Below are 26842 nucleotides of genomic sequence, written 5' to 3'. Positions count from 1 at the left end.
GACGGCGGGTGCCCACCCGCCGTCGTACCCCACCTCCCTCTTCCCGTAACCCAAGACTTCAGAATTTAGAGAACAAGAGAGAACAGGGACCATATGTCCAGCGAATCCTCCTTCGGCCTCATGCAGATCGGCCTCGCCACCGCGGAAGACATCCGCGGCTGGTCGTACGGCGAGGTTAAGAAGCCGGAAACCATCAACTACCGCACGCTCAAGCCCGAGAAGGACGGACTCTTCTGCGAGAAGATCTTCGGCCCGTCCCGGGACTGGGAATGCTACTGCGGCAAGTACAAGCGCGTGCGCTTCAAGGGCATCATCTGTGAGCGCTGTGGCGTTGAAGTCACCCGCGCCAAGGTCCGCCGCGAACGCATGGGCCACATCGAGCTGGCCGCACCGGTCACGCACATCTGGTACTTCAAGGGTGTTCCCTCCCGCCTGGGCTACCTCCTTGACCTGGCACCGAAGGACCTCGAAAAGGTCATCTACTTCGCTGCCTACATGATCACCAGCGTCGACGAGGCTGCCCGCCACGAGGAACTGCCCAACCTGCAGGTTGAGCACGACATCGAGAAGAAGCAGCTCATCGACAACCGCGACTCCGATATCGCTGCCATCGCCCGCGACCTCGAAGGCGAAATTGCACGCCTCGAGGGCGAAGGCGCCAAGGCTGCCGACAAGAAGAAGGCACGCGACTCCGCCGACCGCCAGATGGCCAACGTGCGCAAGCGCGCCGACGCCGACATCGAGCGTCTCGAGCAGGTCTGGGACCGCTTCAAGAACCTGAAGGTCGCCGACCTCGAAGGTGACGAAGGCCTGTACCGCGAGCTGCGCGACCGCTACGGCATGTACTTCGAAGGCTCCATGGGTGCCGAAGCCATCAAGAAGCGCCTTGAGAACTTCGACATGCAGGCAGAGTCCGACCTGCTGCGCGACGTCATTGCCAACGGCAAGGGCCAGCGCAAGACCCGTGCCCTCAAGCGCCTGAAGGTGGTCAACGCGTTCCTGACCACCAACAACAGCCCGCTTGGCATGGTCCTCGACGCCGTCCCGGTGATCCCGCCGGAACTGCGCCCCATGGTCCAGCTGGACGGTGGCCGCTTCGCGACCTCCGACCTCAACGACCTGTACCGCCGTGTGATCAACCGCAACAACCGCCTCAAGCGACTGCTTGACCTGGGTGCTCCGGAGATCATCGTCAACAACGAGAAGCGCATGCTTCAGGAAGCTGTTGACAGCCTCTTCGACAACGGCCGCCGCGGCCGTCCGGTCACCGGACCGGGCAACCGTCCGCTGAAGTCCCTGAGCGACATGCTGAAGGGCAAGCAGGGCCGTTTCCGCCAGAACCTCCTCGGCAAGCGCGTCGACTACTCCGGCCGTTCGGTCATCGTCGTCGGCCCGCAGCTGAAGCTGCACCAGTGTGGCCTGCCCAAGCAGATGGCCCTGGAGCTCTTCAAGCCGTTCGTGATGAAGCGCCTGGTTGACCTCAACCACGCCCAGAACATCAAGTCGGCCAAGCGCATGGTGGAGCGTTACCGTCCCCAGGTCTGGGACGTGCTCGAAGAGATCATCACCGAACACCCGGTGCTGCTCAACCGTGCACCTACCCTGCACCGCCTGGGCATCCAGGCGTTCGAGCCGCAGCTTGTTGAAGGCAAGGCAATCCAGCTGCACCCGCTGGTTTGTGGCGCCTTCAACGCCGACTTCGACGGCGACCAGATGGCAGTCCACCTGCCGCTGAGCCCCGAGGCGCAGGCTGAGGCCCGCATCCTGATGCTGTCCTCGAACAACATCCTGAAGCCCTCCGACGGACGCCCGGTCACCCTGCCTTCGCAGGATATGATCATCGGCCTCTACCACCTGACCACCAAGCGTGTTGGTTCAGCCGGTGAAGGCCGCATCTTCGGTTCGGTTTCGGAAGCCATCATGGCGTTCGACGCCCGCGAGCTGCACCTGAACTCGCAGGTCAAGATCCGTCTCGAAGGCTTTGTTCCGTACGCCGGCTGGGAAGCTCCCGAAGGCTGGGAGCCGGGTCAGCCCGCTCTCGTCCAGACCTCCCTGGGCCAGGTCCTCTTCAACGAGACCCTGCCCGAGGACTACCCCTGGGTTGAGGCTGTTGCCGACAAGGGCGAACTGTCCCGCATCGTCAACGACCTCGCCGAGCGCTACCCCAAGGTCGTCACCGCGGCAACGCTGGACAACCTGAAGGATGCCGGCTTCTACTGGGCTACCCGTTCAGGCGTCACCGTCGCTATCTCCGACATCGAGGTGCCGGCCGCAAAGCCGCAGATCCTCGCCGGTTACGAGGAGCGCGCCGCCAAGATCCAGGGCCAGTACGACAAGGGCCTGATCGACGACGACGAGCGCCGCCAGGAACTGATCGAGATCTGGAACAAGGCAACCAACGAGATCGCCCAGGTCATGCGTGACAGCCTGTCCCCGATGAACACCATCAACCGCATGGTGTCCTCCGGTGCACGTGGTAACTGGATGCAGGTCCGCCAGATCGCGGGTATCCGTGGCCTGGTGGCCAACCCGAAGGGTGAAATCATCCCGCGTCCCATCAAGTCCTCCTACCGTGAGGGCCTGTCGGTGCTGGAATACTTCATCGCCACGCACGGTGCCCGTAAGGGTCTGGCTGACACCGCGCTGCGTACCGCCAACTCGGGTTACCTGACCCGTCGTCTGGTGGACGTCTCGCAGGATGTCATCGTCCGCGAAGAGGACTGCGGCACTGAGCGTGGCCTGGTCACGCCCATCGCCGTCGCCGATTCCAACGGCGAGCTGGTACTGGACGAGAACGTCGAGAACAGCGCGTACGCACGTACGCTGGCTGTCGACGTCGTGGACTCCGAGGGCAACGTCCTCGCAGCCGCCGGCACCGACTGCGGAGACGTCGTCATCGACGAGCTCTTCAAGGCCGGCATCACCGAGGTCAAGGTCCGCTCCGTACTCACCTGTGAGTCCAGCGTCGGTACCTGCGCCCTGTGCTACGGCCGTTCGCTGGCCACCGGCAAGACCGTGGACATCGGTGAGGCCGTGGGCATCATCGCCGCACAGTCCATCGGTGAGCCCGGTACCCAGCTGACCATGCGTACCTTCCACACCGGTGGTGCAGTCTCCGCCAGCGGTGGCGACGACATCACCCAGGGTCTGCCCCGTATCCAGGAGCTCTTCGAAGCCCGTACTCCGAAGGGTGTTGCACCGATTGCGGAAGCAGCCGGCCGCATCACCATCGAAGAGTCCGAGCGCCAGATGCGCCTGGTCATCACCCCGGATGACGGAACCGAAGAGATCGCCTACCCGGTCCTTCGCCGTTCACGCCTGCTGATCGAAGACGGCGACCACGTCACCGTCGGCCAGAAGCTGATCAACGGTCCGGTGGATCCCAAGCAGGTTCTGCGCATCATGGGTCCCCGTGCGGCACAGAAGTTCCTGGTGGACGAGGTCCAGGGCGTGTACCGCAGCCAGGGCATCGGTATCCACGACAAGCACGTCGAGGTTATCGTCCGCCAGATGCTGCGCCGCGTCACGGTCATCGAGTCCGGCGAATCGGACCTGCTCCCCGGCGAACTCGCCGAACGCAGCCGCTTCGAGGACGCCAACCGCCGCGTTGTGTCCGAGGGCAAGACTCCGGCTTCCGGACGTCCTGAACTCATGGGTATCACCAAGGCGTCGCTGGCCACCGAGTCCTGGCTGTCCGCAGCTTCCTTCCAGGAGACCACCCGCGTCCTGACGCAGGCGGCTATGGAAGGCAAGAGCGACCCGCTGCTTGGCCTCAAGGAGAACGTGATCATCGGTAAGCTGATCCCGGCCGGAACCGGCCTCCCGCGCTACACCGAGGTCACCGTGGAGCCCACTGAAGAAGCGAAGGCCAACCTGTTCACCGGCCCCAGCGCATTCAGCGACTTCTCGTACGACACCCTGGGCGGTGACGGAGCTCCCGAGTTCCACGCCATCCCCCTGGATGACTACGACCTGGGCAACGACTTCCGCTAGGCACGGAGTCTGACCAAGGGATGGTCCCGCACCGCAAGGTGGGGGACCATCCCCGTTTAACCCGCCGATTAAGGCATGGAGACCGTCCATGCTAGACTTGTTACCAATTGTTATTGTGGCAGTGGATGAGTGCGCCGGTTCCAGCTGAAAGGCTGAACCAGAGCGACGTTTCCGGTTTGCAGGGTTCTTGTGCAACGTATGCCACATTTTTGCATGCCTAGGGACTGTTGAAGACGCCAGTCGTGTCCCGGTGTGCGATCCGACTATTAAGGCTTCGCCTTCACCGCCCTGGAGATCTTCTTCGAGGCCCGGGCGGCGGGGCAACGCAACAAGAGAGTGGCCGGAAGCGGCCACTCCGGATAAAACGGAGAACACGAGAGTGCCTACGATTAACCAGCTGGTCCGCAAGGGCCGCACGCCTAAGGTCTCAAAGACCAAGGCTCCCGCGCTTAAGGGCAGCCCCATGCGCCGCGGTGTTTGCACCCGCGTCTACACCACCACCCCGAAGAAGCCGAACTCGGCTCTGCGTAAGGTGGCACGTGTGCGCCTCAACGGCGGCGTTGAAGTAACCGCCTACATCCCCGGTGTTGGCCACAACCTGCAGGAGCACTCCATTGTGCTCGTTCGCGGTGGTCGTGTGAAGGACCTCCCGGGTGTCCGCTACAAGATCGTCCGTGGCGCCCTCGATACCCAGGGTGTCAAGAACCGTAAGCAGGCACGCAGCCGCTACGGCGCAAAGATGGAGAAGAAGTAATATGCCTCGCAAGGGTCCGGCCCCCAAGCGGCCGCTCGTACTAGATCCCGTTTACGGCTCACCGCTGGTGACCCAGCTCATCAACAAGGTTCTTGTTGACGGCAAGAAGTCCACCGCAGAGCGCATCGTTTACGGCGCCCTCGAAGGCGCCCGTGCCAAGTCCGGCGGCGACCCCGTTGCAGCCCTCAAGAAGGCCATGGACAACGTCAAGCCTTCCCTCGAGGTCCGCTCCCGCCGTGTCGGTGGCGCCACCTACCAGGTTCCGGTTGAAGTGAAGCCGGGCCGCTCCACCGCACTCGCCCTGCGCTGGCTGGTTGGCTACTCCAAGGCCCGCCGCGAGAAGACGATGACCGAGCGCCTCCAGAACGAAATCCTGGATGCCTCCAACGGTCTCGGTGCCGCTGTGAAGCGTCGCGAAGACACCCACAAGATGGCCGAGTCCAACAAGGCCTTCGCACACTACCGCTGGTAATACTCCCCGGACGCCGCTGGCTCAACCGAGCCGGCGGCGAACGTGTAGTCCATCCCAAAAGGAGACCCCGTGGCACAGGACGTGCTTACCGACCTTAGTAAGGTCCGCAACATCGGCATCATGGCCCACATTGATGCCGGCAAGACCACCACAACCGAGCGCATCCTGTTCTACACGGGTGTGAACCACAAGATCGGCGAAACGCACGACGGCGCTTCGACCACTGACTGGATGGAACAGGAAAAGGAACGCGGCATCACCATCACGTCTGCCGCCGTGACCTGCTTCTGGGAAAACAACCAGATCAACATCATCGACACCCCCGGCCACGTTGACTTCACCGTTGAGGTTGAGCGCTCCCTGCGCGTCCTCGACGGCGCCGTTGCCGTCTTCGATGGCAAGGAAGGCGTTGAGCCGCAGTCCGAGACCGTATGGCGTCAGGCTGACAAGTACAACGTTCCGCGTATCTGCTTCGTCAACAAGATGGACAAGCTGGGTGCTGACTTCTACTTCACCGTAGACACCATCATCAGCCGCCTCGGTGCCAAGCCGCTGGTTATGCAGCTGCCCATCGGTGCCGAGAACGACTTCATCGGCGTCGTGGACCTGCTCTACATGCGCGCACTCGTCTGGCCTGGCGATGCCAAGGGTGACGTGACCATGGGTGCCAAGTACGAGATCCGCGAGATCCCGGCTGACCTCCAGGAAAAGGCTGAAGAGTACCGCGCAGCTCTCGTTGAGACCGTTGCCGAGTCCTCTGAAGAACTCATGGAGAAGTACCTTGAGGGCGAAGAGATCTCGATCGACGAGCTCAAGGCCGGCATCCGCAAGATGACCATCAACTCCGAGCTCTACCCGATCTTCTGCGGTTCTGCATTCAAGAACCGTGGCGTTCAGCCGATGCTCGACGCAGTGGTGGACTACCTGCCGAACCCGCTCGACGTCCCGCCGATGGTCGGTCACGACCCCCGCGACGAAGAGAAGGAACTGACCCGCAAGCCTTCCGCTGAGGAGCCGTTCTCGGCCCTCGCATTCAAGATTGCGGCCCACCCCTTCTTCGGCCAGCTCACCTTCATCCGCGTGTACTCCGGTCACGTGGAAGCAGGCGCCCAGGTGGTCAACTCCACCAAGGGCAAGAAGGAGCGCATCGGCAAGCTGTTCCAGATGCACGCCAACAAGGAAATGCCCGTTGAGGGCGCTACCGCCGGCCACATCTACGCAGCCATCGGTCTGAAGGACACCACCACGGGTGACACCCTGTGCGACTCCGCCAACCAGATCGTCCTCGAGTCCATGAGCTTCCCGGAGCCCGTGATCTCGGTTGCCATCGAGCCGAACACCAAGGGTGACCAGGAGAAGCTCTCCACGGCTATCCAGAAGCTCTCCGCTGAGGACCCCACCTTCCAGGTGTCCCTCAACGAAGACACCGGCCAGACCATCATCGCCGGCATGGGCGAGCTCCACCTGGACATCCTGGTGGACCGCATGCGCCGCGAATTCAAGGTCGAAGCCAACGTTGGTAAGCCGCAGGTTGCCTACCGCGAAACCATCAAGCGTGCCGTGGAACGCCACGACTACACGCACAAGAAGCAGACCGGTGGTTCGGGTCAGTTCGCAAAGATCCAGATCGCGATCGAACCGCTGGACACTGCCGAGGGCGAGCTGTACGAGTTCGAGAACAAGGTCACCGGTGGCCGCGTTCCCCGCGAGTACATCCCGTCTGTTGACGCTGGTATCCAGGATGCACTGAACGACGGCGTCCTGGCCGGTTACCCGGTTGTGGGCATCAAGGCCACGCTGGTTGACGGCGCGTACCACGATGTTGACTCCTCGGAAATGGCGTTCAAGATCGCCGGCCGTATGGCTTTCAAGGAAGCTGCACGCAAGGCGAACCCCGTTCTGCTCGAACCGCTGATGGATGTCGAGGTCCGCACCCCTGAGGAATACATGGGTGAAGTTATCGGTGACCTCAACTCCCGCCGTGGCCAGATGCAGTCCATGGAAGATGCACAGGGCGTCAAGGTCATCCGTGCACACGTCCCGCTGTCCGGCATGTTCGGCTACATCGGTGACCTGCGCTCCAAGACCCAGGGCCGCGCTGTGTACTCCATGACGTTCAACAGCTACGCCGAGGTCCCGAAGGCAGTTGCCGACGAGATCATCCAGAAGACCCGCGGCGAATAGTCCTTCGGACGTTCGAAGCGAACAAACTCGGGTGCGCTTGCCGGCAACGGAAAGCACAGCCGGTGCAGGTGGCCGGGTACGGTCAAGGCGGTTTCCGGCCATCTGCACGAACAGGCTCGAGGGACTAGTATTAGTTCCTGAATCTGCAATTTCACCAATCCAAAGCCCCCCAAGTAGACTTACCTGAGTTTCCGCCGCGACAAGCGCGGCTGAAGGGTATGTCATTTGAAAACGTTCTAGGAGGAACCTGTGGCAAAGGCAAAGTTCGAGCGGACTAAGCCGCACGTTAACATCGGCACCATTGGTCACGTTGACCACGGTAAGACGACGTTGACGGCCGCCATTTCCAAGGTGCTGTACGACAAGTACCCGACTCTCAACGAGAAGCGTGACTTCGCGTCGATCGACTCTGCACCCGAAGAGCGTCAGCGCGGCATTACCATCAACATCTCCCACGTTGAGTACCAGACCGAGAAGCGCCACTACGCACACGTAGACGCTCCCGGTCACGCTGACTACATCAAGAACATGATCACCGGTGCTGCCCAGATGGACGGCGCAATCCTGGTGGTTGCTGCTACCGATGGCCCCATGGCTCAGACCCGCGAGCACGTTCTGCTCGCCCGCCAGGTTGGTGTTCCCTACCTGCTGGTCGCGCTGAACAAGTCCGACATGGTTGACGACGAAGAGCTCCTCGACCTCGTCGAAATGGAAGTTCGTGAGCTCCTCAGCTCGCAGGGCTTCGATGGCGATGAGGCTCCGGTTGTTCGCGTTTCCGGCCTGAAGGCCCTGGAAGGCGACCCCGAGTGGGTCAAGTCCGTTGAGGACCTGATGGCAGCTGTCGACGAGTCCGTTCCGGACCCCGTACGTGACCGCGACAAGCCGTTCCTGATGCCGATTGAAGACGTCTTCACCATCACCGGCCGTGGCACCGTTGTTACGGGCCGCGCCGAGCGTGGAACCCTCGCCATCAACTCCGAGGTCGAGATCGTTGGCATCCGCCCGGTCCAGAAGACCACGGTTACCGGTATCGAGATGTTCCACAAGCAGCTCGACGAAGCATGGGCCGGCGAGAACTGTGGCCTGCTGCTCCGTGGCCTGAAGCGCGACGATGTCGAGCGTGGCCAGGTTGTCGTCAAGCCGGGTTCCATCACCCCGCACACCGACTTCGAGGCCAACGTCTACATCCTGTCCAAGGACGAAGGCGGACGTCACAACCCGTTCTACTCCAACTACCGCCCGCAGTTCTACTTCCGCACCACGGACGTAACCGGCGTTATCACCCTGCCCGAGGGCACGGAAATGGTTATGCCTGGCGACAACACTGAGATGACCGTTGCGCTCATCCAGCCCATCGCTATGGAAGAGGGCCTCGGCTTCGCAATCCGCGAAGGCGGCCGCACCGTTGGTTCAGGACGCGTTACCAAGATCATCAAGTAGTCCTTGCTGATCAACGGATGTCCGGGATGTAGTCCCGCGTAGTCCACGGAAAACCCCGCTGCTGTGTGCAGCGGGGTTTTCTTTTGCTATTATTAATCCACTCATTGGATTAATGGCAGCCACACGCTGCTGCTTCCTGAAAGGGCCCTGGCATGCGGGACGAATCATACGAAGCCGGGTACCGGGCCGGCCACCTGCAGGGCTGGCTGGACGCTATGGCAAAAGTCGTCCAGGACCAGCCGCCTAGAGCCGCTGTCCAGCAGGCGGCTGCCGTGCCGCAAACCGTTCCGCCAACTATGCCCCGGTCCGTGTTGCCCCGGGTTGTCCAGGGGCGGCCGCTGCCGAAACCCCGGCCAGTCGTTCAACAACCAGCCCCACAGAAACCGGCCCGCCCGTCCGAAACTCCGGCGGAACGGCAGGCACGCCGTGAGCGCCGCGACCGGCAAAACATCAACGTCACCCTGTACGTGGCCAGCCTGCTTCTCGTGGCGGCTGCCGCGTTGTTTGTAGGGACCGGCCTCCCGCCGACGCTCCGCTTCGCAGGGGTCTTCGCTGTTGCCTCCTTGTTCTATGCCTCCGGGTTCGTCCTCCAAAGCAAGGTGCCCCGGCTGAAGCCTGCTGCCGTGGCCTTCGCCGGCACCGGACTCGCGCTGGTTCCCGTGATCGGCCTGGCGCTGTACAACTTCGCCTGGCACAACGGGCCTGCTGCGTGGCTGACCACGTCCATCATCGGAACCGTTGCCTACATCGTGGCCGCCCTTCGGCTCGAGAGCCGGGTCCTGGCGTATCTCTCCCTGACCTTCGTCATCTCCACGGCATGGTCGGGAATTGCAGTGCTGGGGGCGGCCCTGGTCTGGTACTTCGTTGCGCTCATTGGCGTGGCTGTGATCCTGACGGTGCTGTCCCTGGTGAAGCCGGGCTGGCTCCCGCCCTTATTCGCGAGGCCACTGGCCACCCTGCATCCGGTTGTGGTTCCAACAGTGGCCGTGGCGGTGACCTTCTTCCCGCTGCTTCTGACGCGTGGGGAGTACGCACTGGTGATGGGACTATGCGGTACGTACTTTGGTGTTGTCGCGGCTGTGCCGGCTGCACAGTACCGGGTGCGCAATTTCTATGCTGCGAGGGCTGCCCTCACGGTGACAGCCGCCATTGCCGCCTGGGAGCTGACCGGGTACACAGCTGATGCCCTGTTCACAGCAGGAGCAGCGCTTGCAGTCCAGGCCATCGCCGTCGCTTACAACGGAAAGCGGCTGGACGCCTGGTTCCCGCCTGTGCCCGCCCAGGCCTCCCGCCTGGGCAGCCGGACAAAGACGTCCGACGGCGCCCCTTGGCCGAGGCGGGGCCGCTGGCATCGTGACGCCCTGGTAACTTTTTCGGCCCAGTTTGTACTCACGGCGGCCTTCGCTGGGAGCGTCATTCTTGAGGCCGCGTATGCTCCCGGAACAGAAAGCGGTGGGCCGGCCCCGCTATGGCTCCCTCTGTTCCTTCTGCTGCTGACCAGCTTTGTGGTGGGTGCCAGGTTGGGAGCAGCTGCGCAGTTTCTGCCGTTCACGGCTTTGGCGCTTGCAGGGCTGGTACTCCCGACCTTGGGGGAGGGGGCTTTCGCCGTGATGCTGGTCCTGGCGTCGGTCGTCTGGCTGGTCCAGGGACGCCGTGCGGACGATGAACTGCGGCCCCTGGTGATGTTCAATGCCAGGGTGGCGGTTACCCTGGCGGTGCCCTCGGTGGTGGCAGCGTTTACGGAGGGGCGGGCGCAGGACCAGGCCGTGTGGTTCAGCCTCGTAGCCGCGGCGGCCGGACAGCAAGTCCTCTCTGCGGCACCTCAGCGCGCCGGACGTTCGGTGCTGGCGCCGCAGGCCACACTCATTGGCTACTCCGGCCTGGGCGTGGCAGCGGTTGCTGTTCTGGCGTCTGTTGAGGGTGGACCGGGCAGCTGGCTGACCTGGGGTTCCATCCTGCTGCAGGTGGCGGCAGCCTGTGCCGTTGGCCTGCTGCTGGTCCCTCGCCCTGTGGAGGACGGTGGCTGGCGCGCCAGCGTGGGTGAAGTGGTGCCGCCGGTGATCGTGGCCGTGATGGTGGGGTTCGCCTTCCAGTGGGTGTCGCTGGGCGCCGGAAACACGGTCTTGTTGCTGTTTCTGGCCTACCTGGCCGGAACCGGGCTCCGGCTTCCTGCACGCCTGCACCGCTGGAGCTACTGGTGGATGGGCCGCGCAACGGGAACGCTCCTGGCCATCACAGCTTTTGAGCAGCTGACCCGGACTGCAGGGGCTCTTGTCCTGGGCGGTGAGGATGTTCAACCGGCTGCCGTCCTGGGGTTGGTGCTAGGGCTCCAGGTGGCACTGGTCCTGGCAGCCTACCTGCTGCACCGGGCGCCGCGGGGCGCGGTCATCGACGCCGGCTGTTTCATCCTTTTGCAGGTGGCAGCATGCGCCTTCCTCGCCCCGCTGGGTGAAGGAAGCTGGCAGAACCTCATGGTCCCGGCCGTTGCCGCCGTTTCCACGGCAGGTGCAGGCTATGTGTTGCGGCGGGAAGCGGGCGCACCGTGGTTCGCTCCGGCGTCGTTCGTTGTCCTGATATTCCTGTCCGCGGGCAACCTGACGCTCGTGGAGTTGCTGCTGGCCATCTTCGCTCTTTTTGCCGCTGTGATGGTGGCCGCCGCCCCTCAGCCGGTGCTTAAGGGCTGGTACTTCGTGGCAGCAAGGGTGCTCACAGCCGCCCTGGCCGTGGTCTTCAGCTACGACATTACGGCGTCCCCCGCAGCGGTGTCAGTGACCTTCGCCGGGGTCCTTGTGGCGCAGCATGCCGTGCGCTGGGTGATGCGCTTCCGCCTGCAGGCCGTCCCCTTCCAGCAGGCGGCTGTGTGGATAACCCTGGGCAGCCAAGCAGTTCTTCCGCTCTTTTATGCCTTGCAGTACAGCCGGAACGGCAATGACGACGGCGGCCGCTGGGTGGTGCTCCTCGAACTCGCTCTGCTGCTGGCATCGGCTGCCGTGGCCCGGCGCCTGTTCGCAGCCCGCGGGGCGCTGTACTTCGGCGTCTGGGCGCTCCTGTTTGCCGTGTTCACGCTGAGCCCGTTCGTATCCTTCGGCGAGGCGACCCTGTTCACCTACACGGGAACGGCCATCGCCCTGCTGCTGCCGGGACTTTCGGCGGCAGCAATCGGTGCGCTGTGGAGGCGTCGGAATATCGAGCTCCCCGGCATTGAGCGCTGGCTATGGCTGGTTGCCGCCCTGTCCTTCACCCTCGCCGCATGGGTTGTTGCGCCGAGGGCGGCCGACTGGGTTGCCGGGGCGGCCGTCCTTGCCCTTGCGGCAGTGCTTTTCACCGCCTCACACGTCGAGCGGACCCCGGCCCTCTATCCGCCCGCAGCACTGGGTGTGATGGTGGGCGCCTTTATGCTCGCCGCCGTAGTGGCCGGGGCCTACGAGGGGGAGTGGGGCCGCTATCTTCCGTGGCTGAGCGGGCCGGGTGTGGCGGCCGTTGGGCTCTATGCTGTTCGGCGGGTCCGTGCCGGCGGGCTGGTGCAGGATCCGGTACGGCGGTGGTCACTGGCCGGAGCCACCCTCCTGGGGCTCGGCGCCACCGCAGCGGCCGGGCTGCAGTCGGACGCGACGGCATGGGTTGGCGCTGCCGTACTTGCCTGCACTGCCGCCGTCGCACTCCTCGAAGCGCCACCCACGCTGCGCCGGCTGGTTGCGGAACTGGGTGTCCTCGCTGTCGTGGCGGCGGTACAGCGGGCTGCCATCTTCGAGCTGGACACATGGGACCTGCCCCACCCGTTCTGGGTGGCCCAGTGGTACGTAGTACTGGGCGCGATACTTGCCGCCCTGCGTTATCGGTCCGGACATGAGGCCGTGGGCCGTACCATCGCCGGAGCTTCGGGCATCCTGCTCACGCTGTCCGGTGCCGGCGTGGTTTTCGGGGGCACAGGGGGCCAGCAGCTCTGGCTCCTGGTCCTGTTGGCCGTGATGCTGGTGGCCGGCCTCGCACTGGGTGACCGGCTCTTCGTGCGCTGGGGCGCAGGCGGCGTGGCTGCCTGCATCCTGTGGGCAATGCGGGAGTACACGTTCGCGCTGCTGGCGCTGATCGCCGTCGGACTCATTGCCTTTGCCGTGTGGCGGCTCAACCGCAGCACGGAAACCGCAGCAGCCGGCAGCAAGGACAGGCCGGCCCGGAACCTCCCCTGATACTGTTGCAGCATTGAGAGGAGTTCATCATGGGATGGCTTATTTTCCTGATTATCGCGGTTGCAGTGGTGGCCGGAGTGTTCTGGGCCAAGAGGCATTTCCGTCACGAGATTGAGCGCGCCAAGCGCATCAACCGGGCCAACAAGAACCAGTAGCCCGCTTCAGCAGAATTCCCGGGCGGACTACTGGCCCGCCTTGGCTTTGCGTGCCCGGCTGAGGGCCTGGTACCAGTAGTAGGACTGCTTGGGAGTGCGTTCCTGGGTTTCAAAGTCCACGTGCACCAGGCCGAACCGCTGCGAATAGCCGGCGGCCCATTCGAAGTTGTCCATCAGGGTCCACACGTAGTAGCCGCGCAGGTCCACGCCGGAGGCGATTCCGCCCGGGGACGTGGCGTCCAGGGCGGCGCGCAGATGGGTGGCCAGGTACTGCACCCGCTCGTCATCCTGGAGCGTGCCGGATACCTGGTCCGGTTCGGGGAAGCTGGCGCCGCCTTCAGTGATGTACACCGGCGGGAGGGCGTCCCCATAGCGGTCCTTGAGCTCCTTGAGCAGGATGCCCAGGTGTTCGGGAGCCACCGGCCAGCCGAACCCCGTGCTGTCGAACTCCGGGTAGCCCACCTCATGGAACGGCAGGCGGGCCACGGCCTTATGCATATCCGCGGGGATGGGAGCCACGCCGCGGCCGATCGCCACCTTGACGGGGAAATAGTAGTTGAGGCCGTAGAAATCCAGTGGCTGGTGGATGGTGCGCAGGTCCGCGTCGGAGATCCGGCCGATGGAACGCAGCCACGGCCGGGCGTACACGGGCAGGGTGGGATAGCGGCCCAGCAGGACAGGGTCGGCGTAGATCCGGTTCATCAGCAGGTCGTAGAGATGCGCCACGAGCCGGTCACCGATCTTCCGGGACGCGGGCCGGATGGGCGCATGGAGGTTGGTGACTCCCACCGTGCCGGTGACGCCCGCCGCACGCAGCGCCTGGGCGCCGAGCCCGTGGGCGAGGAGCTGGTGGTGGATGGAGGGAAGGGCGTCGAACATCAGCGCGTGGCCGGGGGCGTGGACACCCAGGGCATAGCCGTTCAGGGTTACCGAGACGGGCTCATTGAGTGTGACCCATTGGGCCACCCGGTCTCCGAAGCGTTCGGCCGCCGCCGCAGCATAGTCGCCAAAGCGTTCCGCGGTTTCGCGGTTCATCCAGCCGCCCTTATGTTCCAGGGGCAGGGGAGTGTCCCAGTGGTACAGCGTGGCCATAGGGGAAATGCCGGCGGCCAGCAGCTGGTCGATCAGCCGGTCGTAGAAGTCCAGGCCCTCCTGGTTGAAGCTTCCCCGGCCGTCCGGCTGGATCCGCGGCCAGGACAGCGAGAAACGGTAGGAATCCACGCCGAGCTCCTGCAGCAGGGCCACATCCTCGGGCAGCCTGTTGTAGTGGTCGCACGCCACTGCGGGAGAGTGCCCGTCCACGATAGCCCCGGGTTTCTCGGCGAACGCATCCCAGCCGGACGGTCCGCGGCCCCCCTCACTCAGGGCGCCTTCAATCTGGAACGCCGCTGCCGCGACGCCCAGGGTGAACGACGGCGGCATGCGGTTGGCCAGTTCCGTCACCGATTCAGTGCTTTCCAGCGTCATCTCCTTATCATCCATTCGGAAGGAACAGAGGGCAATGACCCCGCTGCGGCGCCCTGAAGGGGGCGATTCGCATCTGCCGGGGTTTTCCGGCATACTAGATGAGTTGTTCAAGCGCTTCTTCGTGTCCCGATCCGGATAATGCCGGGTGTCAGGGTCCAAGTGGAAGACCAAACATAACCCACCCCAATGGAACTGCGGATTTGTATGCGTGCTGAGCGCGACACGCCCGACCGCGGGGGTCGGTTACGCCGGCAAGGTGAGGAACCCGGATTCATCCGGATTCAGTTTGTGCGGCGGATGGTGGTTACGACCTCAATTGCTTCGGCAGCCATACAACGAGTAAGTGAACAGGGCAGCCCCAACCAGGGGAAGCACAGACTGAAAGAGAGTCAGGCGACATGGCGGGACAAAAAATCCGCATCCGGCTGAAGTCATACGACCACGAGGTCATTGACGTTTCAGCACGGAAGATCGTTGAGACGGTCACGCGCGCAGGCGCAACGGTAGTCGGCCCCGTGCCGCTGCCGACGGAGAAGAACGTGTACTGCGTTATCCGCTCTCCGCACAAGTACAAGGACAGCCGCGAGCACTTTGAAATGCGCACGCACAAGCGTCTTATCGACATCATCGATCCCACGCCGAAGGCTGTTGACTCGCTCATGCGTCTCGACCTGCCGGCTGACGTGAACATCGAAATCAAGCTGTAGGGAGGTGCTGAGAAACTATGACCGCAACCCGTAACGTAAAGGGCCTGCTGGGCACGAAGCTCGGCATGACCCAGGTCTGGGACGAGAACAACAAGCTCATCCCCGTCACTGTGGTCCAGGCAGACTCGAACGTCATCACCCAGCTGCGCAACGCAGAAGCTGATGGCTACGTCGCCGTTCAGATCGGCTACGGCCAGATCGATCCCCGCAAGGTCACCAAGCCGCTGGCTGGTCACTTTGAGAAGGCAGGCGTCACGCCTCGCCGCCACGTCGTCGAACTCCGTACCGCAGATGCTGCTGAGTACGAGCTGGGCCAGGAGCTCTCCGTAGAGGTCTTCGAAGCCGGCCAGAAGATCGACGTCATCGGCACCACCAAGGGTAAGGGCTTCGCCGGTGTTATGAAGCGTCACGGCTTCCATGGCGTTGGAGCTTCCCACGGTGCCCACAAGAACCACCGTAAGCCCGGTTCAATCGGTGGCGCATCCACCCCGAGCCGCGTCTTCAAGGGCATGAAAATGGCCGGCCGCATGGGCGCCGTTCGTCACACCACGCTGAACCTCACGGTCCACGCGGTTGACGTCGAGAAGTCGCTGCTCCTGATCAAGGGCGCCGTCCCCGGCGCCCGCGGCCAGGTCGTACTCGTACGCACCGCCGTGAAGGGAGCCTAGTTCAATGGCTAACACTGTCCAGGTTGACCTGCCTGCAGAGATCTTCGACGTCCAGACCAACGTGCCGCTGCTGCACCAGGTTGTCGTTGCCCAGCTCGCTGCTGCTCGCCAGGGTACCCACAAGACCAAGACCCGCGCTGAAGTTTCCGGTGCAGGACGCAAGCCGTTCAAGCAGAAGGGCACCGGCCGCGCCCGTCAGGGTTCCATCCGTGCTCCTCACATGACCGGCGGTGGCGTTGTCCACGGTCCCACCCCGCGTGACTACAGCCAGCGCACCCCCAAGAAGATGATTGCTGCTGCACTGCGCGGCGCACTCTCTGACCGGGCCCGCAACGGACGCATCCACGTTGTCGCTGAACTGGTTGCAGGCGACAAGCCTTCGGCCAAGAACGCACTGGCAACGCTTCGCGGTGTTTCCGACCGCAAGAACCTGCTGGTCGTCATCGAGCGCGCCAACGATGTTGCTGCACTGTCCGTGCGTAACCTCGCCGGTGTTCACGTTCTGTACGCAGACCAGCTGAACACCTACGACGTTCTCGTGTCTGATGACGTTGTCTTCACCAAGGCTGCCTACGAAGCATTCGTTGCCGCCAAGGCAGCTAAGAACGAGGAGGATGCCAAGTGAGCGCAGCCACCATCAAGGATCCCCGCGACGTCGTGCTTGCACCCGTCGTGTCGGAAAAGAGCTACGGCCTGATCGACGAGGGCAAGTACACCTTCCTGGTGGACCCCCGGTCGAACAAGACCGAGATCAAGCTGGCCGTGGAGAAGATCTTCTCCGTCAAGGTCGAATCGATCAACACCATCAACCGTGCCGGTAAGCGCAAGCGCACCAAATTCGGATGGGGTACCCGCAAGAACACCAAGCGTGCGATTGTCACCCTCAAAGAAGGCACCATCGACATCTTCGGCGGTCCGCTCTCGTAGCGGAGACCACTTTAACGAGGAAATAAATTATGGGAATCCGTAAATACAAGCCGACTACCCCGGGCCGTCGTGGCTCGAGCGTAGCGGACTTCACCGAAATCACGCGGTCGACGCCGGAAAAGTCGTTGGTACGTCCGCTGCCCAAAAAGGGCGGCCGTAACAACACCGGTAAGATCACCACCCGTCACAAGGGTGGCGGACACAAGCGCCAGTACCGTCTGATCGACTTCCGTCGCCACGACAAGGACGGCGTTGACGCCCGCGTTGCCGAAATCGAGTACGATCCGAACCGCACGGCTCGCATCGCCCTCCTGCACTACGTTGATGGCACCAAGCGTTACATCATCGCCCCGAACAAGCTGTCCCAGGGTGACTTTGTAGAGGCAGGTGCCAACGCTGACATCAAGCCTGGCAACAACCTGCCCCTGCGCAACATCCCCGTGGGTACCGTTATCCACGCAGTTGAACTGCGTCCGGGTGGCGGCGCCAAGATGGGCCGCTCCGCCGGTGCATCCATCCAGCTTGTTGCCAAGGAAGGCCGCTTCGCCCAGCTGCGTCTGCCTTCCGGCGAAATCCGCAACGTTGACGTGCGCTGCCGCGCAACCGTCGGCGAGGTGGGCAACGCCGAGCAGTCGAACATCAACTGGGGCAAGGCCGGCCGCATGCGCTGGAAGGGCGTCCGCCCGACCGTCCGTGGTGTCGCCATGAACCCGGTTGACCACCCGCACGGTGGTGGTGAGGGTAAGACGTCCGGTGGACGTAACCCCGTCAACCCGAACGGTAAGCGGGAAGGCCGCACGCGCCGCCCCAACAAAGAGAGCGACAAGCTTATTGTGCGTCGCCGTCGTACTGGCAAGAACAAGCGATAGGAGCCTGGACACATGCCACGCAGCCTGAAAAAAGGTCCTTTCGTTGACCAGCACCTCTTTGTGAAGGTAGCCAGGGAAAACGAAAAGGGCACCAAGAACGTCATCAAGACCTGGTCCCGCCGTTCGATGATCATCCCCGACATGCTCGGACACACGATCGCCGTACACGACGGACGCAAGCACATCCCGGTGTTTGTCACTGAGTCGATGGTCGGGCACAAGCTCGGCGAATTCGCTCCCACGCGGACATTCCGCGGCCATGTCAAGGACGACCGTAAGGGCAAGCGCCGCTAGGCGCCTGCACTTACGTCAAAGACGAGAGAAGGAAAGCAATGGAAGCCAAGGCAATTGCGCGCCACATCCGCGTAACGCCTATGAAGGCCCGGCGCGTCGTCAACCTTGTTCGTGGTTTGCAAGCGAATGAGGCTCTGGCAATTCTGAAGTTTGCCCCGCAGGCAGCTTCGGAGCCGGTATTCAAGGTAGTACAGTCGGCAATCTCCAACGCCCGGGTCCTCGCGGACCGCGACGGCGTGGCGTTTGACGAAGGCGACCTCATCATCAGCGAAGCGTTTGTTGATGAAGGCCCGACCATGAAGCGGTTCCAGCCGCGTGCCCAGGGTCGTGCATTTCAGATCAAGAAGCGCACCAGCCACATCACCGTGGTAGTCGCTACCCCGGAGAAAGAGGAGGCTCGCTAAGTGGGACAGAAAGTAAACCCGCACGGGTTCCGACTCGGCATCACCACCGATCACGTATCGCACTGGTTCGCTGACAGCACCAAGGCCGGCCAGCGGTACAAGGACTTCGTTCGCGAAGACATCCGCATCCGCCAGCTCATGTCCACGGGCATGGAGCGCGCCGGTATCGCCAAGGTTGAGATCGAGCGCACCCGTGACCGCGTCCGCGTGGACATCCACACGGCCCGTCCCGGCATCGTCATCGGCCGCCGTGGAGCAGAAGCAGACCGCATCCGCGGCGAGCTCGAAAAGCTCACCGGCAAGCAGGTCCAGCTGAACATCCTCGAGGTCAAGAACCCCGAGATGGAAGCCCAGCTTGTTGCCCAGGGCGTTGCAGAGCAGCTGACTTCTCGTGTGGCTTTCCGCCGCGCGATGAAGAAGGCCATGCAGTCCGCACAGCGTGCAGGTGCCAAGGGCATCCGTATCGCCTGCTCCGGTCGACTGGGCGGCGCTGAAATGTCCCGCTCGGAGTTCTACCGCGAAGGCCGTGTGCCCCTGCACACCCTCCGCGCGAACATCGACTACGGCTTCTACGAAGCCAAGACCACCTTCGGCCGCATCGGCGTGAAGGTTTGGATCTACAAGGGTGACGTCACCGCCAAGGAACTGGCCCAGCAGGCCGCTTCCGCCCCGTCCCGCGGCCGCTCCGGCGACCGTCCGGGCCGTCCGGGTGGCGCTGACCGTGGTGACCGCCGCCGTCGCAACGACCGCCCGGCCGCTGACGCAGCTCCTGCTGCAGAAGCACCGGCAGTTGAAGCAGCACCTGCTGCTGCAGAAGGAGGACAGGCTTAAATGCTTATCCCACGTCGAGTCAAGCACCGTAAGCAGCACCACCCGGGTCGCTCCGGCGCTGCTACGGGCGGCACCAAGGTCTCCTTCGGTGAGTACGGCATCCAGGCCCTGAGCCCGGCATACGTCACCAACCGTCAGATCGAGTCTGCACGTATCGCGATGACCCGCCACATCAAGCGTGGCGGCAAGGTCTGGATCAACATCTACCCGGACCGTCCCCTGACCAAGAAGCCTGCCGAAACCCGTATGGGTTCCGGTAAGGGTTCACCGGAATGGTGGGTCGCAAACGTCAAGCCGGGCCGGGTTCTCTTCGAGATCTCCGGTGTCGAAGAATCGGTAGCACGCGAGGCCCTGCGCCTGGCAATCCACAAGCTCCCGTTGAAGGCACGCATTCTGCGTCGCGAAGGTGGTGAATAGAAATGGCAGTAGGATCCAAGGATCTGGCTCCCGCACAGCTGGACGGTTTCGACAACGAGCGTCTCGTTGAAGAACTCCGCAAGGCCAAGGAAGAGCTGTTCAACCTGCGTTTCCAGTCCGCCACCGGACAGCTGGAGAACCACGGTCGTCTGCGCGCGGTAAAGAAGGACATCGCCCGCATCTACACCGTTCTCCGTGAGCGCGAGCTGGGCATTCGTGCCGAGGTTGCCGCACCGGTTGTGGAAGCCAAGGAAGAGAAGAAGTCCAAGAAGGCAGCAACCAAGAAGGCCGAGCCGGCTGAAACGGTTGAGACCGAGGAGGATGCCAAGTGAGTGAAAAGGACGAGAACGTGACGGAAACTGCTACCGCAGCCACGGCTGAGCAGCGCGGTTACCGCAAGACGCGTCGCGGCTACGTGGTCTCGGACAAGATGGAAAAGACCATCGTTGTCCAGGTTGAGGACCGCGTGAAGCACGCCCTGTACGGCAAGGTCATCCGCCGTACCTCCAAGGTCAAGGCTCACGACGAGAACAACACCGCCGGCATCGGCGACCTCGTTGTCATCGCCGAGACCCGTCCGCTGTCCGCCACCAAGAACTGGCGGCTCGTGGAAATCCTCGAGAAGGCCAAGTAGCACCTGCTGCTTAGCTGGAAGCCCTCGCTCCCCCCGGAGCGGGGGCTTCCTCGTTTAACAGCCGGGGCCGTTACGGGCAGCCCGCTTTTGAGGAGTTTACGACGGCGGCGCCGCGGCTTTGTGGGGGAGCGGCACCAAAGTTGGGCCAAAAGGCTGCGCTGTGTGCCGCCGTCGTCCGCCTGGCCGGACGCCCCATCACCTTTCGCCGTCATTTTGGCAACGCTCTCTCACCTGATGCAGGTTTTGAGAGGACCCTCTCTCACTTCCCTCAGGAAAGTGAGAGAGCGTCGGTGAAAAGTCTGCATGAGGTGAGAGAGCGTCGGTTGAAAATGCGCATCAGGTGAGAGAGCGTGCGACGGCGGGGCCGCGGCTTTGCGGGGGAGTGGTGCGCCTGGCGGGCCAAAAGGCTGCCCTGGGTGACGCCGTCGTCCGTCTTGCGGGGGAGTGGCGCCAGGTGATATGGAGACTGCGCCAAACTGTGCTAAGATTTTGAGTTTGTATGGCGCCTTTCGTGCGCCGTCATCAAACCTCGTAAACAAGCGTGCCAAGGCATAGTGCCCCCTTGCGCCCGGGATCCGTCCCGGACCGGATGGGAGCAACTGCTGTTGGCACGGGCGTTTAGGCCTGGTCTGGCAAAATCCAGGCAGGTCAAGAGACACCCCGATCAACCGTTCCGCAAGGCTCATTCCGTAGGAAGATTTTCGGTCTGAGAACCGGCGCGACGCAAGGAGTAAATAGTGATTCAGCAGGAGTCGCGACTCAAGGTCGCCGACAACACGGGTGCTAAGGAAATCCTTACCATTCGCGTTCTCGGTGGATCCGGCCGTCGCTACGCAGGCATCGGTGACGTCATTGTCGCCACCGTCAAGGACGCAATTCCGGGCGGCAACGTAAAGAAGGGCGATGTTGTCAAGGCAGTCATCGTCCGTACCAAGAAGGAACGCCGCCGTGCGGATGGTTCCTACATCAAGTTTGACGAGAACGCAGCTGTGATCCTGAAGGGCGACGGTGACCCCCGCGGTACCCGTATCTTCGGACCGGTTGGTCGTGAACTCCGTGACAAGAAGTTCATGAAGATCGTTTCTCTGGCTCCGGAGGTGCTCTAGTCCATGGCTGCAAAGATCAAGAAGGGTGACCTCGTTCAGGTCATCACTGGCGCCAAGGCTGAGCGCGGCGGCGACCGCGGCAAGCAGGGCAAGGTCCTGCGCGTGTTCACCGACACCAACCGAGTGTTGGTCGAAGGCATCAACCGCGTAACCAAGCACACCAAGGTCGGTCAGTCGCAGCGCGGCACCAAGACCGGTGGCATCGAGGTTGTTGAAGCCCCGATCCACATCTCCAACGTGGCCCTGGTTGACCCGTCCACCAAGAAGCCCACCCGCGTTGGCTTCCGCACTGAGACCGTTGAGCGCAACGGCAAGCAGCGCGAAGTCCGCATCCGCGTGGCCAAGAGCTCAGGGAAGGACATCTAATGACTGAGACTCTCGAGACTCCGGCAACGAAGATCGTTCCTCGTCTGAAGACCAAGTACGCCGAATCCATCAAGAGCACGCTCATTGAGGAATTCAAGTACGAAAACGTCAACCAGGTTCCGCGCCTCGTCAAGGTCGTTGTGAACATGGGTGTTGGAGATGCCGCCAAGGACTCCAAGCTGATCGACGGCGCTGTCCGCGATCTGACCCAGATCACCGGCCAGAAGCCGCAGGTAACCAAGGCCCGCAAGTCGATCGCACAGTTCAAGCTGCGCGAAGGCATGCCCATCGGTGCACACGCTACCCTGCGTGGCGACCGCATGTGGGAATTCCTGGACCGCCTGGTCACCCTCGCACTGCCCCGTATCCGCGACTTCCGCGGCCTGTCCGGCAAGCAGTTCGATGGCAACGGCAACTACACCTTCGGTCTGACCGAGCAGGTTATGTTCCACGAGATCGACCAGGACAAGATCGACCGCACACGCGGTATGGATATCACGGTTGTTACCACTGCAAAGACCGATGACGAAGGCCGCGCGCTGCTGAAGGCGCTTGGCTTCCCGTTCAAGGCCGAAGACTAATCTAACTACGTAAAAGGTCCGGCGGTACGGCTCCCACCTGTGGAAGCGGCACCGCGGAAACCGTTATGAGGAAGGGCAAGAGCCCACAATGACAATGACAGATCCTGTCGCAGACATGCTCACGCGTCTGCGCAACGCAAACTCGGCATACCACGACACCGTGTCCATGCCGTACAGCAAGCTCAAGGCACGCGTCGCCGACATCCTCAAGGCCGAAGGCTTCATCGCCGGCTGGAAGGAAGAAGACGCGGAGGTCGGCAAGAAGCTGACCATCGAGCTCAAGTTCGGACCGAACCGCGAGCGTTCCATCGCTGGCGTTCGCCGTATCTCCAAGCCGGGCCTGCGTGTTTACGCAAAGTCCACCAACCTGCCGCACGTGCTCGGTGGCCTGGGTGTCGCAATCCTGTCCACCTCTTCCGGCCTCCTGACTGACAAGCAGGCCGGCAAGAAGGGCGTGGGCGGCGAAGTCCTCGCGTACGTCTGGTAACGGGAAAGGAAGAGAATAATGTCACGTATTGGACGTCTCCCCATCACCGTTCCTGCCGGCGTTGAGGTCAAGGTTGACGGCTCTGTCGTCAGCGTCAAGGGTGCCAAAGGCGAGCTGAACCACACTGTGGCCAGCCCGATCGAGGTTTCCCTGGAAGCAGACACCCTGACCGTCGCCCGCCCGAACGATGAGCGCGCATCCCGCTCTCTCCACGGCCTGACCCGTACCCTGATCTCCAACATGATCGAGGGTGTCACCAAGGGCTACGAGAAGAAGCTTGAAATCGTCGGTACCGGTTACCGCGTTCAGGCCAAGGGATCTGACCTTGAGTTCGCTCTCGGTTTCAGCCACCCGGTTAACGTCTCCGCACCGGAGGGCATCACCTTTGCAGTTGAGACCCCGACCAAGCTCTCTGTTTCAGGTATCAACAAGCAGCAGGTCGGCGAGGTTGCTGCCAACATTCGCAAGCTGCGGAAGCCGGACCCCTACAAGGGCAAGGGCATCCGTTACGCCGGCGAAGTCATCCGCCGCAAGGTCGGAAAGGCTGGTAAGTAACCATGGCCATCTCAATTAACAAGAAGCGTACGAACAAGAGCAAGTCTGCTTCGCGCAGCCGCCGCCAGCTTCGTATCCGTAAGCGCATCTCCGGTACGGCTGTACGTCCTCGTCTGGTCGTCAACCGCTCCGCACGCCACGTATTCGTCCAGGTTGTCGATGACACCAAGGGCCTGACCGTAGCGAGCGCGTCCACTCTGGAAGCCGACCTTCGTGCATTCGACGGTGACAAGACTGCCAAGGCCAAGCGCGTTGGCGAGCTCGTCGCCGAGCGTGCCAAGGCTGCCGGTATCGAAGCTGTTGTCTTCGACCGCGGTGGTAACAAGTACCACGGCCGGATCGCCGCCGTCGCTGACGGTGCACGTGAAGGTGGGCTGTCACTGTGACGGAAGCAAACAAGGAAAAGGACACTGTGTCTGCAGATCAGAAGGCGACTGAAGCCGTAGCTGCTCCGGCCACTGAGACCACTGCCCCCGCAGCTGGTGACGACCGCCGTGGCGGCGCTCGTCGCGGCGAGCGTGGCGACCGTGGCCAGGGCCGCGGCGAGCGTGGTGGCCGTGGCGGCCGCGACGGCGGCCGCGAAGCCGAGAAGAGCCAGTTCGTAGAGCGCGTCGTCACCATCAACCGCGTTTCCAAGGTGGTCAAGGGTGGTCGTCGCTTCAGCTTCACCGCTCTGGTCGTCGTCGGTGACGGCAACGGCATGGTCGGCGTTGGCTACGGCAAGGCTAAGGAAGTTCCTGCCGCAATCGCGAAGGGCGTTGAAGAGGCCAAGAAGTCCTTCTTCCGCGTTCCCCGCGTTGGCAACACCATCCCGCACCGCGTTCAGGGTGAGGCTGCTGCAGGCGTCGTAATGCTGCGTCCGGCCTCCGCCGGTACCGGTGTTATCGCCGGTGGCCCGGTCCGTGCAGTACTGGAGTGCGTGGGCATCCACGACATCCTCTCCAAGTCGCTCGGTTCCTCCAACGCCATTAACATCGTTCACGCGACCGTTGATGCCCTGAAGCGCCTCGAAGAGCCGGCAGCAGTGGCAGCACGCCGCGGCCTGCCCCTCGACGAGATCGCTCCGCCGGCACTGGTGAAGGCCCTCCTGAACCCGAAGGCAGGTGTCTAAGTTATGGCTAAGAACCTGATCCCCTCCGACACCCAGTTGGAGATCACTCAGATCAAGTCCGCCATTGGCGGCAAGCAGAACCAGCGCGACACCCTGCGGTCCCTCGGCCTGAAGCGGATCGGACACACCGTTGTCCGCACCGCCGACGCCGTCACCGTCGGAATGCTCAACACGGTTCCGCACCTGGTAAAGGTAGAGGAGGCGAAGTAAATGGCAGAGAACACTGCTGACAAGGCACAGAGCGCCGCTGCTGACAAGCAGAACGCCCTGAAGGTTCACCACCTGCGTCCCGCTCCGGGTGCCAAGACCGCCAAGACCCGTGTTGGTCGTGGTGAGGCATCCAAGGGTAAGACCGCCGGTCGTGGCACCAAGGGTACTGCAGCCCGCTACCAGGTCAAGGCTGGCTTTGCCGGCGGCCAGCTGCCGCTGCACATGCGCCTGCCGAAGCTGCGCGGCTTCAAGAACCCGTTCCGGGTCGAGTTCCAGGTTGTAAACCTGGACAAGCTCAACGAGCTGTTCCCGGAAGGTGGCGCAGTCACCGTGGAGAACCTGGTCGAAAAGGGTGCAGTTCGCAAGAACCAGCCCGTCAAGGTGCTGGGCACCGGCGACATCACCGTCAAGGTTGACGTCACCGCCCACGCATTCTCGGCCAGCGCCGCTGAAAAGATTGCTGCAGCAGGCGGAAGCACCACCGCTCTTTAGAGCCGGTGGGCGCGAAAGCCCGTTGTTGAACTCCCGGTGACCGGGGCCAAGGCCCTGGTCACCGGGAGTTTTTCACATCCACCCGCCGTATTTTTCCCGCCACCGGGCGCACGGGCGCCGCCGCGGATTGTTCGCATGGCGCATCCAACCGTTAGACTCGGTTGTTGGGATTATTGAGCCCCATCACACCATTCTTATAAACACCACAGGAGGACGCTTGCTTAGCGCATTTGGCCGGGCCTTTCGCACGCCTGATCTGCGACGCAAGTTGTTGTTCACGCTGGGAATCATCACCATCTTCCGCTTGGGTGCTTTCATTCCCTCGCCTGGTGTGGACTACCAGAATGTCCAGCAATGCTTGCAGAACGGTCAGACGGCAGGCGGGCTCTACCAGCTCGTTAACCTGTTCAGCGGCGGCGCGTTGCTCCAGGTGTCCATCTTCGCCCTGGGCATCATGCCGTACATCACGGCCAGCATCATCGTCCAGCTGCTCCGGGTGGTCATACCCCGCTTCCAGCAGCTGTACGAAGAGGGCGCTTCGGGCCAGTCCAAGCTGACCCAGTACACCCGGTACCTCACCATTGCCCTGGGCCTGCTGAACGCCACCACTCTGGTGTCCCTGGCCCGCTCCGGTCAGCTGCTTCCCGGCTGTGCGCTCCCGATCATCCCTGACGACAGCGTCATCACCACCATCCTGATCATCATTACCCTGACGGCCGGCACCGGCCTGATCATGTGGATGGGCGAGCTCGTCACCGAGAAGGGCGTGGGCAACGGCATGTCCCTGCTCATCTTCACCTCCATCGCAGCGACGTTCCCCACCTCCCTCGGCGCCATCTGGAGCTCGCAGGGACCGGCAACGTTCTTCACCGTCCTGGCCGTCGGCCTGCTGACCGTGGCACTGGTGGTCTTCGTGGAGCAGTCACAGCGCCGTGTTCCGGTGCAGTACGCCAAGCGGATGATCGGACGCCGCACCGTGGGTGGAACCAGCACCTACATTCCCATCAAGGTGAACATGGCCGGTGTTATCCCGGTGATCTTCGCTTCCTCCATGCTCTACCTGCCCGGCCTGATTGCACAGTTCAACCAGCCCGCCGCCGGTGAGCAGCTCCAGCCGTGGGTCGAATGGATCAACAACAACCTGGTCCGCGGCGACCAACCGATCTACATGGTCCTGTACTTCGCCATGATCGTGTTCTTCACCTACTTCTATGTCGCGATCACCTTCAACCCTGAAGAAGTGTCCGACAACATGAAGAAGTACGGCGGCTTCATTCCAGGTATCCGCGCCGGTAAACCGACCGCTGACTACCTGCAGTACGTGCTCTCCCGGATCACCCTGCCCGGCGCCCTCTACCTGGGCTTCGTGGCACTGATTCCGCTGGTGGCACTGGTACTGATCAACGCAAACCAGAACTTCCCGTTCGGTGGCACCTCGATCCTGATCATGGTGGGCGTTGGCCTGGAGACCGTCAAGCAAATTGATGCGCAGCTACAACAACGTCACTACGAAGGGCTTTTGCGATGACGA

The 26842-nt window shown here is 62.7% G+C and carries 29 protein-coding genes; 28 read left to right on the top strand and 1 reads right to left on the bottom strand.

The window, feature by feature from the left end; translation table 11 throughout:
- Window positions 1–93: 93 nt before the first annotated feature.
- The 7 genes from DXK94_RS12805 (at window position 94) to DXK94_RS21660 (ending at window position 13185) form a co-directional block, all read left to right on the top strand.
- Window positions 94–3993 (top strand): DNA-directed RNA polymerase subunit beta', encoded by a 3900-nt coding sequence (locus tag DXK94_RS12805; RefSeq protein ID WP_079596668.1) that lies wholly within the window; start codon window positions 94–96, stop codon window positions 3991–3993.
- Between the two features lie 379 nt (window positions 3994–4372).
- Window positions 4373–4747, top strand: a complete 375-nt coding sequence (gene rpsL, locus DXK94_RS12800) for a 30S ribosomal protein S12 (RefSeq protein WP_009358312.1) — start codon at window positions 4373–4375, stop codon at window positions 4745–4747.
- Window position 4748: 1 nt separating this feature from the next.
- Window positions 4749–5219: a 30S ribosomal protein S7 gene (gene rpsG / locus DXK94_RS12795; protein WP_026531948.1), complete on the top strand. Its 471-nt coding sequence runs from the start codon at window positions 4749–4751 to the stop codon at window positions 5217–5219.
- Between the two features lie 69 nt (window positions 5220–5288).
- Window positions 5289–7403 carry an elongation factor G gene (gene fusA / locus DXK94_RS12790; protein WP_079596669.1) on the top strand — a complete coding sequence of 705 codons (2115 nt, stop codon included), beginning with the start codon at window positions 5289–5291 and terminating at the stop codon, window positions 7401–7403.
- Window positions 7404–7652: 249 nt separating this feature from the next.
- Window positions 7653–8843, top strand: coding sequence for an elongation factor Tu (gene tuf / locus DXK94_RS12785; protein WP_050054308.1), 1191 nt, complete (start codon window positions 7653–7655; stop codon window positions 8841–8843).
- A 152-nt stretch (window positions 8844–8995) separates the two neighbouring features.
- Entirely contained in the window at window positions 8996–13030 is a 4035-nt protein-coding gene (locus tag DXK94_RS12780; protein ID WP_115525231.1) for a hypothetical protein, read from the top strand.
- A gap of 29 nt (window positions 13031–13059) precedes the next feature.
- Window positions 13060–13185 (top strand): protein BatD, encoded by a 126-nt coding sequence (locus DXK94_RS21660; RefSeq protein ID WP_139386233.1) that lies wholly within the window; start codon window positions 13060–13062, stop codon window positions 13183–13185.
- A gap of 27 nt (window positions 13186–13212) precedes the next feature.
- On the opposite strand, the gene DXK94_RS12775 is transcribed toward DXK94_RS21660, so the two are convergent.
- A complete protein-coding gene (locus tag DXK94_RS12775) occupies window positions 13213–14652 on the bottom strand; it encodes a GH1 family beta-glucosidase (protein WP_079596671.1) in 1440 nt (479 codons plus the stop codon).
- Window positions 14653–15050: 398 nt separating this feature from the next.
- Between DXK94_RS12775 and rpsJ the strand changes: the two genes are divergently transcribed.
- From rpsJ to secY, 21 genes are all read left to right on the top strand, one after another.
- Window positions 15051–15359 (top strand): 30S ribosomal protein S10, encoded by a 309-nt coding sequence (rpsJ, locus tag DXK94_RS12770; RefSeq protein WP_003803825.1) that lies wholly within the window; start codon window positions 15051–15053, stop codon window positions 15357–15359.
- Between the two features lie 17 nt (window positions 15360–15376).
- Window positions 15377–16027, top strand: a complete 651-nt coding sequence (gene rplC / locus DXK94_RS12765; protein ID WP_013601833.1) for a 50S ribosomal protein L3 — start codon at window positions 15377–15379, stop codon at window positions 16025–16027.
- Between the two features lie 4 nt (window positions 16028–16031).
- The gene (rplD, locus tag DXK94_RS12760) at window positions 16032–16652 is read left to right on the top strand and encodes a 50S ribosomal protein L4 (RefSeq protein WP_079596672.1); all 621 of its coding nucleotides are present in this window, start codon (window positions 16032–16034) and stop codon (window positions 16650–16652) included.
- A complete protein-coding gene (gene rplW / locus DXK94_RS12755) occupies window positions 16649–16954 on the top strand; it encodes a 50S ribosomal protein L23 (RefSeq protein WP_009358306.1) in 306 nt (101 codons plus the stop codon). Before rplD ends, rplW begins: the two co-directional genes overlap by 4 nt.
- Before the next feature lie 29 nt (window positions 16955–16983).
- Window positions 16984–17823 (top strand): 50S ribosomal protein L2, encoded by an 840-nt coding sequence (rplB, locus tag DXK94_RS12750; protein WP_066293289.1) that lies wholly within the window; start codon window positions 16984–16986, stop codon window positions 17821–17823.
- A 12-nt stretch (window positions 17824–17835) separates the two neighbouring features.
- Window positions 17836–18117, top strand: a complete 282-nt coding sequence (gene rpsS / locus DXK94_RS12745; protein WP_003803803.1) for a 30S ribosomal protein S19 — start codon at window positions 17836–17838, stop codon at window positions 18115–18117.
- A 38-nt stretch (window positions 18118–18155) separates the two neighbouring features.
- Window positions 18156–18521 (top strand): 50S ribosomal protein L22, encoded by a 366-nt coding sequence (rplV, locus tag DXK94_RS12740; protein WP_009358304.1) that lies wholly within the window; start codon window positions 18156–18158, stop codon window positions 18519–18521.
- Window positions 18522–19352 carry a 30S ribosomal protein S3 gene (rpsC, locus tag DXK94_RS12735; RefSeq protein ID WP_079596673.1) on the top strand — a complete coding sequence of 277 codons (831 nt, stop codon included), beginning with the start codon at window positions 18522–18524 and terminating at the stop codon, window positions 19350–19352.
- A complete protein-coding gene (gene rplP / locus DXK94_RS12730) occupies window positions 19353–19769 on the top strand; it encodes a 50S ribosomal protein L16 (protein ID WP_013601829.1) in 417 nt (138 codons plus the stop codon).
- 2 nt (window positions 19770–19771) lie between these two features.
- Window positions 19772–20101, top strand: coding sequence for a 50S ribosomal protein L29 (gene rpmC / locus DXK94_RS21835; RefSeq protein ID WP_013601828.1), 330 nt, complete (start codon window positions 19772–19774; stop codon window positions 20099–20101).
- Entirely contained in the window at window positions 20098–20403 is a 306-nt protein-coding gene (rpsQ, locus tag DXK94_RS12720) for a 30S ribosomal protein S17 (RefSeq protein WP_013601827.1), read from the top strand. Before rpmC ends, rpsQ begins: the two co-directional genes overlap by 4 nt.
- 737 nt (window positions 20404–21140) lie before the next feature.
- The gene (rplN, locus tag DXK94_RS12715) at window positions 21141–21509 is read left to right on the top strand and encodes a 50S ribosomal protein L14 (RefSeq protein ID WP_009358299.1); all 369 of its coding nucleotides are present in this window, start codon (window positions 21141–21143) and stop codon (window positions 21507–21509) included.
- Window positions 21510–21512: 3 nt separating this feature from the next.
- Window positions 21513–21875: a 50S ribosomal protein L24 gene (rplX, locus tag DXK94_RS12710; protein ID WP_013601824.1), complete on the top strand. Its 363-nt coding sequence runs from the start codon at window positions 21513–21515 to the stop codon at window positions 21873–21875.
- Entirely contained in the window at window positions 21875–22456 is a 582-nt protein-coding gene (rplE, locus tag DXK94_RS12705; RefSeq protein ID WP_050054317.1) for a 50S ribosomal protein L5, read from the top strand. The genes rplX and rplE overlap by 1 nt, the downstream gene beginning before the upstream one ends.
- A gap of 88 nt (window positions 22457–22544) precedes the next feature.
- On the top strand, window positions 22545–22943 hold the full coding sequence (rpsH, locus tag DXK94_RS12700; protein ID WP_079596674.1) for a 30S ribosomal protein S8: 399 nt from the start codon (window positions 22545–22547) through the stop codon (window positions 22941–22943).
- Window positions 22944–22961: 18 nt separating this feature from the next.
- Window positions 22962–23498 (top strand): 50S ribosomal protein L6, encoded by a 537-nt coding sequence (gene rplF / locus DXK94_RS12695; protein WP_079596675.1) that lies wholly within the window; start codon window positions 22962–22964, stop codon window positions 23496–23498.
- 2 nt (window positions 23499–23500) lie between these two features.
- Complete coding sequence (gene rplR, locus DXK94_RS12690) at window positions 23501–23884, top strand: 50S ribosomal protein L18 (protein WP_079596676.1); 384 nt, start codon at window positions 23501–23503, stop codon at window positions 23882–23884.
- On the top strand, window positions 23881–24609 hold the full coding sequence (rpsE, locus tag DXK94_RS12685; RefSeq protein WP_079596677.1) for a 30S ribosomal protein S5: 729 nt from the start codon (window positions 23881–23883) through the stop codon (window positions 24607–24609). The genes rplR and rpsE overlap by 4 nt, the downstream gene beginning before the upstream one ends.
- 3 nt (window positions 24610–24612) lie before the next feature.
- Entirely contained in the window at window positions 24613–24819 is a 207-nt protein-coding gene (rpmD, locus tag DXK94_RS12680) for a 50S ribosomal protein L30 (protein ID WP_028269574.1), read from the top strand.
- Complete coding sequence (gene rplO / locus DXK94_RS12675) at window positions 24820–25311, top strand: 50S ribosomal protein L15 (protein ID WP_079596678.1); 492 nt, start codon at window positions 24820–24822, stop codon at window positions 25309–25311.
- A gap of 217 nt (window positions 25312–25528) precedes the next feature.
- Window positions 25529–26839: a preprotein translocase subunit SecY gene (secY, locus tag DXK94_RS12670; protein ID WP_079596679.1), complete on the top strand. Its 1311-nt coding sequence runs from the start codon at window positions 25529–25531 to the stop codon at window positions 26837–26839.
- Window positions 26840–26842: the final 3 nt, after the last annotated feature.

The sequence above is a fragment of the Arthrobacter sp. RT-1 genome (genome assembly GCF_003367205.1).
Lineage (GTDB): Bacteria > Actinomycetota > Actinomycetes > Actinomycetales > Micrococcaceae > Arthrobacter.
The sequence above is the reverse complement of the archived record's forward strand: the minus strand, read 5'-3'. Positions and strand labels throughout refer to the sequence as shown.